Here is an 11,441-nt window from a genome sequence, read left to right as displayed (position 1 = left end):
GGAGCAGGGTCTGATCCGAAAGATGCGAAAGCGAATAGGACTTCATGTGCGCTCATCGCGGGGGCGAGAAGTGCGGGGCGCACTGTTTGTATCACGGGCTTCGCGCGGCGCTCAGTTCACGTTCAGAGACGCGAGCTGAGCACGGAACCGTTATGATTGCGCGAGTCGCAACCGGAAGCGGCGCTCGGGCAGCGGTGTGCGCCTGGCAGCGATCTGGACGGCAACTTCGAGGTTGCGTTCAGGGCTGTTCGAAAGTTGCGTCAAGTAAATTCTCGAAATACTTCGCTAATTCTTCGAAGACATTAGCGACGCCAGCCACTCGGCCGTGCGCTTCGGCGACGTCAGCCGGTGCAACTCGAGAAAGCGCGCGGCGGATCAAGCGCGCCGAGAAGCCCTGTCTCAGGCTGAAGGCTCTCGTGTCTTCTTCGGGGCGCCCGTTTCCTTCTCCGGGCCGCACTCGGTCGGCACGTGGTTCCCGAGTCTCCGCTCGGCCGTGACCGCCTTGTGCTTCTCCTGGATGAAGAGCTCGCAGTCGCGGACGTCCTCGCAGCTCCCGAGGATGAGCGGGGTCTTCTGATGGAGCTGGGTGGGAAAGATGTCCATGATTCTATGGTAACCATCCGAAGCGGCGCCTCCGGCCTGCTCGGCGATGAACGCCAGCGGCGCAGCTTCGTAGAGCAGCCGCAGCTTGCCTGAAGGGTTCTTCTGGTCTCCGGGATACAAGAAGATCCCGCCGTACAAGAGATTTCTATGAAAGTCCGCGACCAGTGATCCAACGTACCGCGCGCTGTAGGGCCGCCCCGACTCGCCATCCGGCTGCTTCACCCAGTCGACGTAGCGCTTCACGCCCTCGGACCATTGGAAGTAATTCGACTCGTTGACGCTGTAGATGCGGCCCCGTTCCGGCGTCCGGATGTCCGGGTGCGAGAGCAGGAACTCGCCCAGGCTCGGCTCGAACGTGAAGCCGTGCACCCCGGTGCCGGTCGTGTACACGAGCATGGTGCTGGAGCCGTACATCACGTAGCCCGCGGCGAGCTGGCGCACGCCGGGCTGCAGCACGTCGGCGATTCCGCCCGGTCCGCTGCGGGAGACGCGCGGCAGAATCGAGAAGATCGTCCCGATGTTGACGTTGGCATTGATGTTCGAGGAGCCGTCGAGCGGGTCGAAGTTGACGACGTAACGGCCGGGGGCGCGGTTTTCGCCGACCGTCAGGATGTCCTCGTCCTCCTCGGAGGCCAGGACCGCGAGCTGGCCGGTCGAGCCGAGGACGCGCGCGATGATGTCGTGCGCGAACACGTCGAGCTTCTGGACTTTCTCACCATGCACGTTCTCGGTGCCCGAGTAGCCCAGGATATCCACCAGGCCTGCGCGCGTGACCTCGCGGTTGATCATCTTGGCGGCCAGGGCGAGATCGATGAGCAGCCGGGTGAACTCGCCGCTCGACTCGGGATGTTGATGCTCCTGCTGGAGGATGAACTGGCTCAACGTCACCGAGCGTTGCGGCATGACGCCTCCGTCAGTACTCAAGCCAGATTAGTCCGCGAGGCCGGACACATCCTCGGGGCCTTTCGAGGCGGCCACGGTTGCGGCGAGAGTCGGGAACGAGCCGGGAACGAACGGCGCGTGCTTCTCTGTTAGAGCCCTGGTGCCATGGGTCCCGAGCTTGTCGAGCAGAAACGTGAATTTGGCTTCGAGCGCGGATCCGATCTCCGCGCGAATCGCGGGCGGCAGGTTCCACATGGCCCGCTTGAACGGCCCGAGCGCTTTCTTGCGTGTCTTGTAGAAGAATTGCTCGTCGGTGTCCGACGACTTGCGCTCGTCGGCGGCGAGGGTGCGCAGCTTCTCGTAGATCTCGCGCTTCAAGTCCGCCGGGAACGCCGAGTGGTCGAAGATCATGCTCTGGAACTCGGTGGCGAGATGGATCTCGATGGTGCCGAGCTTCGGGAAGCGATCGAACAGCTCGGCTGGGAGCGTGGAGGCTCCGTGCTGCACCGCGCCACCGAGTCCGTAGCGCTCGCGAGCGAGCTTCGAGATCTTCTCCAGCGCCTCGAAGTCGACTTTGACCTGGGCGATCTTGCCGTCGGGCAGCGGCACACCGCCGTGGGACGTGCCGGTCTGAATCGAGATCTTGCTGATGCCCGGAGCGCCCGGCCGCCGGCGCTCGAGCGCCGTGCCGAAGACCTTCATGAAGGCCTCGAACTCCTCGGGCGTCGAGTTCTTGCCGCCGACTTCGCCGATCTCGCCGCCGACCGACACGGTGACGCCTCGCGGCTCGTGCTCGCGGATGAAGGCTGTGAGATCCGCGCACACGTCGCCGTTCAGCTGCTGCTGGGCTTCATGGCCTTCGCGGGATAGATCGACCAAGGTAGAAGTGTCGACGTCGATGTTATAGAAGCCGGCCTGGAGAGCCTCGGCGGTCAGCGTCTTGACGGCCTCGACCTCGGCCTTCGGATCGGAGGCGTACTTCTTGGCATTGACCTGGAAGTGATCGCCCTGGAGGAACAATGGGCCGCGCCAGCCTTCGCGCAGAGCGGCGGCCATGACCGCGAACGTGTACTCGGAAGGCCGCTGGTCGGTGTAGCTGATCTCGGAGCGGGCGATCTCGCAGATCACGGCGCCGGCGTCGAGCTTCTTGCGGGCGCGGAACAGCGCGCGAGCGGTGTCGTAGGCCATGCCGCGGATGTTGATGGCGGGCACCGTGAAGTTGGCGGGCGCCTCGCCGCGGCCGCGGGCGACGTAGAGCCCGTGGATCGAGGCGGGGTAGAGACCGGCCGCGCGGGCCTGGTCGAGCACGGCGGCGCGCGCCGCGTCGCGCAGCTCGGAGGCTCCGAACACGCCGGTCCAGACCAGGCGGTCGAGCGCGTCGGTGTTGCCCGAAGCGAGGGCGGCGTTGGCGTGGCGAATCTCGTCGAGGGTCTTGAGTTCCATGAGGAGGTCGAAGTCCTTGTCGGAAGGCGCGCGACGGGAAGGCGGCGGCGCCGGTTCTGAGTCGCATGGGCGGAACACGGCCGCCCCCCACGGACAAACGTGACGAGTATAGTCCCCAATCGAGGGCAGAGTCGAGACTTCGGTGTATTCTGCTCAGGCCATCGGAGTCCGAAGAAGCCTGTCGTGGTGAGACTGGGATGAGGCCTGTCGAAAGGAAGAGCTTCTGAACGCCTCGGAGACCGTCGTCTGCCGCTTGCGCGTGAACGGGGAAGAGCGCGATTGCGCCGTGACCCCGAACACCACGCTGCTCGAGGCCCTGCGCTACGGGCTGGGGCTGACCGGGTCCAAGCAGGGGTGCGACAAGGGCGATTGCGGCGCCTGCACCGTGGAGGTCGAGGGCGAGGCGATCCTGGCCTGCATCTCGCTGGCGCTCGCCTACCATGATGGTCCTGCCATCACCACGATCGAGGGGGTGGCCGAGCGCGGACAGCCGCATCCACTCCAGGACGCCTTCGATTTGACCGGCGCGGCCCAGTGCGGGTTCTGCACCCCGGGAATTCTCATGAGTGCCTGGGCGCTGCTTCGCAAGAACCCGAACCCGACCAGGCAGGAGATCGCCCAGGCCCTCTCGGGAAATCTCTGCCGATGCACCGGCTATACGAAGATCTTCGAAGCGGTCGAGCGCGCCGCCGAGACGCTGCGCCAGAGGGGCCGCGCATGAGCCGCCGGTCCCGCGATCCCGGTTCCAAGGAGATCCCGGCGGGCCGGCTGATGCCGGGCGAGGAGCGGCTCACGCCGCCGTCGTGGCCAGCGGGACGCTCCGGTCCACCGCATGGCACCTTCAGCACCATCGGCAAGCGCAACCGCAAGGTCGAAGGACTCGCCAAGGTCACCGGCCAGGCGATCTACGCCGACGACATCACGCTGCCGCGGATGCTCCACGGCAAGCTGCTGCGCAGCGTGCACGCCCACGCACGCATTGTTTCGATCGATGCATCTCGCGCGCTGCGCATGAATGGCGTTCACGCAGTGATCACCGGAAAGGATCTTCCCCAGTACTACGGGATCATCCCCTGGACCCAGGACGAGCAGGCGCTGTGCGAGGAGAAGGCCCGCTACGTGGGCGATGCCATCGCCGCCGTCGCCGCCGAGAGTGAGTTGATCGCCGAGGAGGCGCTCGAGGCGATCCGGGTGGAGTACGAGCCGCTGCCGTCGGTCAACGACATCGACAGCGCGCTCGCGCACCCGGAATGGAAGGTCAACGAGAAGGCCAAGGAAGGCAACATCTCGAAGCACGTGCTGCTCGAGTTCGGTGACGTCGAAGACGGGCTGAAAGACAGCGACGCCGTGATCGAGGCCGAGTACTGGTACGAAGGCTCGACCCATACGCCGATCGAGCCGCATTGCGCGATCGCCCACATGGACCCGACGGGCTTCTTGACCTTGTGGTCGAGCACCCAGGTGGCGCACTACCTGCATCGCGACCTGGCGCGTGTCCTGGGCCTGCCGACGCAGCGAATCCGGGTGATTCAGCCGGTGGTGGGCGGCGCCTTCGGCGGCAAGAGCGAACCGTTCTCGCTCGAGTTCTGCGCCGCGAAGCTGTCGATGATCACAGGGCGTCCGGTGAAGATCTTGTACACCCGGGAGGAAGTGTTCTACGCGCATCGCGGGCGGCACCCCATGCGGCTTCGCTATCGATGTGGAGTGAAGAAAGACGGCACGCTGACCGCGATCGACGCGAAGATCGCGATCGACGGCGGGGCGTATTCGTCGTTCGGTCTCGTCACGACGTATTACTCGGGGCAGCTCCTGACGGCGCCGTACTCGATGCCCGCGTACCGTTTCGACTCGACGCGAGTGTTCACCAACAAGCCCTGCTGCGGGCCCAAGCGCGGCCACGGGTCGGTGCAGCCGCGCTTTGCCTTCGAGTGTCAGCTCGACAAGCTCGCGGAAGCGATCTCGATGGATCCCATCGAGCTGCGCCGCAGGAATCACATCGGCGAGCACACGCGCACGGTGAACGGCATGCGCGTGACGTCGAATGGTTTCATGCAGTGTCTCGATCAAGTCGAGAAGGCCTCGGACTGGAGGCGCAAGTTTCGGCGCCTGCCCTACGGCCAGGGAGTCGGCGTCGCGGGCAGCATGTACATCAGCGGCACCAACTACTGCATCTACCCGAACGAGATGCCCCAGTCCGGCGTCCAGCTCAAGCTCGACCGCTCGGGACGCGCCACGGTCTTCTGCGGCGCATCGGATATCGGCCAGGGCTCGGATTCCATCCTTGCCTACATCGTGTGCGAGGAGCTGGGTCTCGAGCTCGGCGATGTGCGGGTGGTCGCGGCCGACACCGACCTCACCCCGGTGGATCTCGGCTCGTATTCGAGCCGCGAGACCTTCATGGTCGGCAATGCCTGCATGGACGCGGCGCGGAAGCTCAGGGTTGAAGTGTGCGCCACGCTGGCCGGGATCTGGGGATGCGCCCCCCACGAGATCTCGCTGGCGTCCGGCGTGGCGGCCTGGGTCCGCGACCCCGAGAAGCACGCCATGAGCGTGAAGGAAGCGTTCCAGAAGACCGAGGCCCGCATCGGCACGCTCGGCTCGGTCGGGTGGTACCAGAGCCCCAAGCTCGGCGGCGACTACCGCGGCGGCACGATCGGCGCATCGCCGGCCTATTCCTTCACGGCGCACGTCGCCGAGGTCGAGTGCGACGTCGAAACCGGATTCGTGACGGTGAAGAAGCTCTGGATCGCCCACGACTGTGGCCGCGCGCTGAGCCCGGTCGCGGTGGAGGGCCAGATGGAGGGCAGCGCCTACATGGGCTTCGCCGAGGCGCTGATGGAGGAGCAAGTCTTCAAGGCCGAGGCGCCGCATCACGGCCCGGGTCTCCATCACGGTCCTTCGCTGCTCGATTACCGGATCCCGACATCGCTCGACTGCCCGGAGTTCGAATCGCTGATCGTCGAGTCGGTCGATCCCGAAGGCCCCTACGGCGCCAAGGAAGCAGGCGAAGGTCCGCTCCACCCCAGCATTCCCGCGATCGCCAACGCCATCCACGACGCGCTCGGCATTCGCTGCGACCGGCTGCCGTTCCATCCGCCTCGCGTGCTGAGTCTCCTGAGACAGGGAGATCCGCGCGCGCAGTGGGAGCGGGCCCGTGGGCAAGTCCGCGGCGCGGCGCTCGAGCAGGCGAGGAGACGCTGATGCTCACGCTCCCGCGCTTCGAGTGGCGCCAGCCAGGCTCGGTCGAAGAGGCGCTGTCGCTGCTCTCGGATCAGCCAGGCGAAGCCTTGCTGGTGGCGGGAGGCACCGACGCGGTGCCGAATCTCAAGCATCGGCTGCACGAGCCACGTCGTGTGGTTCACCTGGGACGAGTCGAGGAGCTGCGCTTCCTGCGCGAGACTCCGGAAGGGCTCGATCTCGGGCCGCGAGTCACACTCGCCGAGCTGAGCGAGCATCCGTTCGTGCGGCGGCACCACTCCTCGCTGGCCAAGGCCGCGGGGCTCGTGGCCGGGCCGCAGCTCCGCGCGATGGGCACGGTGGGCGGCAACCTGTGCCTCGACACGCGCTGCACGTACTACAACCAGACGCATTTCTGGAGGGAAGCACTGGGGTTCTGCCTCAAGAAGGACGGCATTCACTGCCACGTCGTCCCCCAGGGCAAACGTTGTGTCGCGGCGCACTCTTCGGACGTGGCGCCGGTGCTCATCACGCTCGAGGCCACGGTGGAGATCACGGGACGCTCCGGCTCGCGCGTCATTCCCGTCGAGGAGTTCTTCGTCGGCGACGGCATTCACAACAACGTGCTCAGACCCGATGAGATGGTCACGCGCATCCATGTGCCCGCGCGATCTCGCGATCTCCAGGTCGGGTACCAGAAGCTACGGCCGCGGAACGCCATCGATTTCCCGATGCTGTCGGTGGCCTTCGCGGCGCGCGGCAACAGCCGCTGCGAGAGCGCGCGCCTCGTGGTCAGCGCGCTCGCGGCCAAGCCGCGATCGATCGGCGGGCTCGAGTCCTTGGTGATGGGGCATCCACTCGACGCCGAGCGTCGCGAGGCGATCGCTCAGGCCGCCTATAAACAATGCCGTCCGCAGACCAGCGTGCCGTACGACGCCGATTGGCGTCACGAGATGGTGCCGGTGTTCGTGAAGCGGGCGATGGCCGAGGCGACCGGCGAGGCGCGCCATGGCTGAGCCGCGGTTCGACGTGTGGGAGGTGCTGGGCGAGTGGCGTCGCGCCGGCCGCCGCTTCGTGATGGCCACCGTGATCGAGACCCGCGGCTTCACGCCCCGAAAGGGTGGCGCGCGAATGCTGATCGCGAGCGATGGCGAGACCTGGGGCACGATCGGCGGGGGCGCCATCGAGCGCGAGGTGCTGGAGCGGTCGCGCGCGCTGCTGGCCGGCGAGACCGCCACGCTGGTCAAACGCCATCTCACCCAGGAGCTCGGCATGTGCTGCGGCGGCGAGATGAGCGTCTTCCTGGAGCTGATTGCGCCGGCGCCCGAGCTCAAGGTGTTCGGCGCCGGCTACATCGCCAAGCCGCTGGCCGCGATCGCGGCGGGATGCGGGTTCGACGTGACGGTCGTGGACGACCGCCCCGAGTGGGCGAACGAGGAGCGCTTCCCGAGCGCGCGCGTGCATCGCGGCGCGGCCGAGGACTACGCGCGCGCCTGGTCGACCCGCGGCGACGAGTTCGCGGTCGTCGTTACTCACGATCATGCGCTGGATCAGCGCCTGGTCCAGGTGCTGCTCGAGCGCCCGCTCCGTTTCCTCGGCATGGTCGGCAGCATCCCGAAGCAGCGGAAGTTCGCGCTGCGTCTCAAGGCGCGCGGTTATACCGCCGAGCAGATCGGCCGTCTCCACACGCCGCTCGGCATCGACATCGGGGCGCAGACGCCGGAGGAGATCGCGGTGAGCATCGCCGCGCAGCTGGTGGCGGTGCGGCACGGAAGGCCGATTCCTTCGCTGTCCAGCATGCCCGTCCCCCTCGCCGCAAAGGGCGCGGCGGCAGAGCCGACGGAGCCGGCTGAGCCGTGACGACCAGCACGCCCCGGGAATGGGATGCGACGGCCTACCACCATCTCGCGCAGCCCCAGTACGAGTGGGCGGTGCGGCGGCTGTCATCGCTGGATCTCACGGGCGACGAGACGGTCCTCGACGCCGGCTGCGGGAGCGGCCGGGTCACCGAGCGTCTGCTCGAGCGGCTGCCGCGGGGGCGAGTGATCGCGCTCGACGCATCGCGGAACATGATCGAGGCTGCTCGCGAATACCTGACGCCGGCGTTCGCCGATCGCGTCCGTTTCATCCATTCCGATCTGCTGACCTTCGAGCTCGACACCTCGGTGGATGCGGTGTTCAGCACCGCGGTATTCCATTGGGTGCTCGATCACGACCGGCTGTTCCGCCGCCTCCACGACGTGCTCCGCCCTGGTGGCCGGCTCCACGCGCAGTGTGGAGGAGGCGCGAACGTGTTGCGGATCCGCGAGCGCTGCGCGGAGATCCTGTCGCGGGAGCCCTATGCGGAGCACTTCGCGCGATGGCGGGAGCCGTGGCTCTTCGAGGGACCCGAAGGAGCCGCCGTCCGTCTGCGGGCGGCGGGCTTCGTGAACGTGAAGACCCACCTCGAAGGGGTGACCCCGGTGCTGCCGGACGCGCCGACGTACCGCGCGTTCCTGGCGTCCGTGGTCTGCGCGTCCTATGTCGAGGTGTTGCCGCCCGAGCTGGGCGAGCGCTATCTCGACGCCATGACGGCGGCGGGTGAGAACGATTCCCCGCCCTGGTCCCTCGATTACGTGCGGCTGAACCTCTCCGCCACGCGGCCGGGCTGATCGGCACACGGTCCCGGCGCCGTTCGATGTATCCTGCAGGCATGATCGTGGGTGTCCTGCTGGCGGCCGGCAGCTCGACCCGCATGGGTCGCGACAAGGCCCTGGTGCGGAGTCGCGGGCGTTCGTTCACCGCTCGCGGGCTTCATCACCTCTGGAGCGCCTGTGACGCCGTGGTCATCGTGCTCGGGGCGCGGGCGCCGGCGATCCGCGCCGCGATCGAGTCCGAGTTCGAGCGCCTGGTCGCAAGCAAGGAGATGCGCCGCGATCTGGCCGCGGCGCGCCGCCATGGTGCGCGAGGTCTCGAGGCGCGCTTCGTGGTCAACCGCGCGTGGCGTGCGGGCATGCTGGGCTCGGTGCGAGCGGGGCTCAAGGCCGCGCTGCGCTTTCGGCCCGAGTCCATCCTGGTGCTTCCGGTGGATCATCCGCAAATCCAGTCGCGCACCGTGCAGGCGCTGGCGATGACGATGCGCGAGGCGCTCGGCGCTTTCGCTCGCGCCCCGCGTGAGCAAGGCGGCTTCGCTTACGCGCTGGTGCCTCGTCATCGCCGGCGCCGAGGCCACCCGCTCGCGCTGTCCGCGGGGCTCGCGCGCGCGATCGTGCTCGACCGCGGCGCCGCGGATCTGAGCGACGCGGTGCGGCGTAATAGTCGCCTGGTCGGTTATCTCGACACCGCCGATCCGGGGATCCTCGACAACCGCAACGCCCCTTCGAGGCGATGAGAAAGGCTGGGACCATGCTCCTGATGCTCGCCGCCGTCGATGCCGGCGTGGCGGCCGCCGACCTGCTGGTGGTGCTCAACAAGTCCGATCACCAGGCCGTGCTCATCGATCCCGAGACGCTCGCGACCCTCGCGAAGATCCCGACCGGCCAGGGGCCGCACGAAGTCGCGGTGTCGCCGGACGGTCGAACCGCGTACGTCGCCAACTACGGCATGTTCGCGGTGTTCCGCGAAGGCCAGCGCCAGGATCACCCGGGCAACACGATCAGCGTCATCGACCTCGATCGCCGCGCCGTGCGCGATACCTTCGACCTCGGCGCCTATACCAAACCGCATGGCTTGTGGGTCAGCAAGGACGGCCAGCTGCTATGGGCCACGTGCGAGGGGGCGCAGGCCGTGCTGGAGCTCGACGCCGCGACCGGCGCGATCCGCAAGGCCTGGAAGACGGAGCAGGACGTCAGCCACATGCTGGTGCCGACGCCCGACGAGAAGAAGCTCTACATCGCCAACATCCGCTCCGGCAGCGTCACCGTGATCGAGCGGGCCACCGACCGGGTGCGCAGTCTCGCCACGGGCGAAGGCGCCGAAGGCATCGACGTCACGCCCGACGGCCGCGAGGTGTGGGTGACGAACCGCGGCGCCCATACGGTCGCGGTGATCGCCACCGCCGACGACTCGATCGTCACTCGCTTCGAGAGCGGAGGCCAGATGCCGATCCGCGTCAAGTTCACGCCCAGTGGCCGCGAGGCGTGGATCTCCAACGCCCGCAGCAACACCGTGACGGTCTTCGACGTGCGTGAGCGGCGCCTGCTCGCCACGGTGGAAGTGGGCGCCGTGCCGGTCGGCATCCAGATGACGCCCGACGGACGGCGCGCGTTCGTCGCCAACACCAACGACGATCAGGTCACGCTGCTGTCGATCGCGGACCGCAAGGTGCTGAAGGCGTTCGCCCCGGGCAACGAGCCCGACGGCATGGCCTGGGTGCGGCGCGCCAAGGGCAAATCAGTGCGCGCGGGTGGCGAGGCCAAGGCACCATAGGCCGCCGTCCTTCTCCTCGAAGCGGAGCGCGGTGAGCCGGGCGCCGGCACAGGGTCCCACCACGCATTCCCCGGTCTCGGGCCGGTAGCGCGCCCCGTGGTGGCAGCACACCAAGGCATCGTAGTCGTCGTCGAAGAAGTGGGCGTCGCCGAAGTCGAGCTCGAGCGACTGGTGGCGGCAGACGTTGAGGTAGCCGTGGACCGCGCCGCGGTAGCGCACCGCGAACGCCGGGTAGTCGACACCTTCGATGACGATCGCGAACCGCAGGCCCTGGCCTTCGCCGAGTCTTCGAGCGTCGGCGAGCACCCGCACCGGCGCGCTCAAACGGTGGCCCCGTGAACCGCGATCGTGCGAGAATCCCGCCTCGACTCGCTGCCGATCGGAGGACGCATGGCGCCGCGCATCGCGGTCTATGGTAGCAGCCTGGTGAGCGAGCGCGACCCAGGCTACACACTGGCCTACGACCTCGGCAAAGCACTCGCGCGCCGAGGCGCGACCGTGGTGACAGGCGCCTACGGTGGCGTGATGGAGGCCGCTTCGCGCGGGGCTGCCGAGGCCGGCGGACACGTGGTCGGAGTGACGGTCGAGCTCGAGGCTTACCGCGGCCCGGGCAACCGCTGGGTCGCCGAGCGTGTCCACGCCGCCGACCTGCTGGAACGCCTGAGACACCTGGTCATCGAGCCCGACGCCCGCATCGTCCTGGAGCCGAGCCTCGGCACGCTCACCGAGCTGTACCTCGCGTGGACCCTGGCGAACTACGGTGCGATCAAGCCCGGATCGCTCATCCTGCTCGGGCCGCAGTGGCCCGATTACCTCGAGGCTCATCGCGGCGTGATCGCCGACGCCCTGTTTGCTCTGCTCCAGTGCGTGGACACGGTCGACGAGGCGGTCCGGCTCGCGCTCTCCGCCGCCCAGCGCGGCATGGCCCA

General features: G+C 67.7%; 11 protein-coding genes. 8 read left to right on the top strand and 3 right to left on the bottom strand.

What is annotated here, in order from left to right; genetic code table 11:
- Window positions 1-399 precede the first annotated feature (399 nt).
- Complete coding sequence (gene fbp / locus VFQ05_06285) at window positions 400-1,506, bottom strand: class 1 fructose-bisphosphatase (GenBank protein HET9326360.1); 1,107 nt, start codon at window positions 1,504-1,506, stop codon at window positions 400-402.
- Between the two features lie 27 nt (window positions 1,507-1,533).
- A complete protein-coding gene (locus VFQ05_06280) occupies window positions 1,534-2,928 on the bottom strand; it encodes a class II fructose-bisphosphate aldolase (protein HET9326359.1) in 1,395 nt (464 codons plus the stop codon).
- A 253-nt stretch (window positions 2,929-3,181) separates the two neighbouring features.
- On the opposite strand from VFQ05_06280, the gene VFQ05_06275 reads away from it, so the two are divergent.
- The 7 genes from VFQ05_06275 to VFQ05_06245 are packed head-to-tail and all read left to right on the top strand — an operon-like array spanning window position 3,182 to window position 10,512.
- Entirely contained in the window at window positions 3,182-3,649 is a 468-nt protein-coding gene (locus tag VFQ05_06275; GenBank protein ID HET9326358.1) for a (2Fe-2S)-binding protein, read from the top strand.
- Complete coding sequence (locus tag VFQ05_06270) at window positions 3,646-6,129, top strand: xanthine dehydrogenase family protein molybdopterin-binding subunit (protein HET9326357.1); 2,484 nt, start codon at window positions 3,646-3,648, stop codon at window positions 6,127-6,129. The genes VFQ05_06275 and VFQ05_06270 overlap by 4 nt, the downstream gene beginning before the upstream one ends.
- Complete coding sequence (locus VFQ05_06265; GenBank protein ID HET9326356.1) at window positions 6,129-7,121, top strand: FAD binding domain-containing protein; 993 nt, start codon at window positions 6,129-6,131, stop codon at window positions 7,119-7,121. The genes VFQ05_06270 and VFQ05_06265 overlap by 1 nt, the downstream gene beginning before the upstream one ends.
- Complete coding sequence (gene xdhC / locus VFQ05_06260) at window positions 7,114-7,965, top strand: xanthine dehydrogenase accessory protein XdhC (GenBank protein HET9326355.1); 852 nt, start codon at window positions 7,114-7,116, stop codon at window positions 7,963-7,965. The genes VFQ05_06265 and xdhC overlap by 8 nt, the downstream gene beginning before the upstream one ends.
- A complete protein-coding gene (locus VFQ05_06255) occupies window positions 7,962-8,756 on the top strand; it encodes a class I SAM-dependent methyltransferase (GenBank protein ID HET9326354.1) in 795 nt (264 codons plus the stop codon). The genes xdhC and VFQ05_06255 overlap by 4 nt, the downstream gene beginning before the upstream one ends.
- Window positions 8,757-8,797: 41 nt before the next feature.
- Window positions 8,798-9,475, top strand: coding sequence for an NTP transferase domain-containing protein (locus VFQ05_06250; protein HET9326353.1), 678 nt, complete (start codon window positions 8,798-8,800; stop codon window positions 9,473-9,475).
- On the top strand, window positions 9,472-10,512 hold the full coding sequence (locus VFQ05_06245) for a beta-propeller fold lactonase family protein (GenBank protein ID HET9326352.1): 1,041 nt from the start codon (window positions 9,472-9,474) through the stop codon (window positions 10,510-10,512). The genes VFQ05_06250 and VFQ05_06245 overlap by 4 nt, the downstream gene beginning before the upstream one ends.
- On the opposite strand, the gene VFQ05_06240 is transcribed toward VFQ05_06245, so the two are convergent.
- Entirely contained in the window at window positions 10,477-10,836 is a 360-nt protein-coding gene (locus VFQ05_06240; protein ID HET9326351.1) for a Rieske 2Fe-2S domain-containing protein, read from the bottom strand. The two genes, VFQ05_06245 and VFQ05_06240, sit on opposite strands and share 36 nt — an antisense overlap.
- A gap of 66 nt (window positions 10,837-10,902) precedes the next feature.
- Between VFQ05_06240 and VFQ05_06235 the strand changes: the two genes are divergently transcribed.
- Window positions 10,903-11,441: LOG family protein (locus VFQ05_06235; protein ID HET9326350.1), on the top strand; the 539-nt coding region annotated here is incomplete at its 3' end.

Source organism: Candidatus Eisenbacteria bacterium, from assembly GCA_035712145.1.
Lineage (GTDB): Bacteria > Eisenbacteria > RBG-16-71-46 > RBG-16-71-46 > RBG-16-71-46 > DASTBI01.
This window is presented reverse-complemented; position numbering and strand designations above follow the sequence as displayed.

Coding starts and splice junctions, on each gene's coding strand:
- VFQ05_06280 (HET9326359.1), bottom strand. CDS start 2,928: ATGGAACTCAAGACCCTCGACGAGATTCGCCACGCCAACGCCGCCCTC.
- VFQ05_06250 (HET9326353.1), top strand. CDS start 8,798: ATGATCGTGGGTGTCCTGCTGGCGGCCGGCAGCTCGACCCGCATGGGT.
- VFQ05_06265 (HET9326356.1), top strand. CDS start 6,129: ATGCTCACGCTCCCGCGCTTCGAGTGGCGCCAGCCAGGCTCGGTCGAA.
- VFQ05_06270 (HET9326357.1), top strand. CDS start 3,646: ATGAGCCGCCGGTCCCGCGATCCCGGTTCCAAGGAGATCCCGGCGGGC.
- VFQ05_06245 (HET9326352.1), top strand. CDS start 9,472: ATGAGAAAGGCTGGGACCATGCTCCTGATGCTCGCCGCCGTCGATGCC.
- fbp (HET9326360.1), bottom strand. CDS start 1,506: ATGCCGCAACGCTCGGTGACGTTGAGCCAGTTCATCCTCCAGCAGGAG.
- xdhC (HET9326355.1), top strand. CDS start 7,114: ATGGCTGAGCCGCGGTTCGACGTGTGGGAGGTGCTGGGCGAGTGGCGT.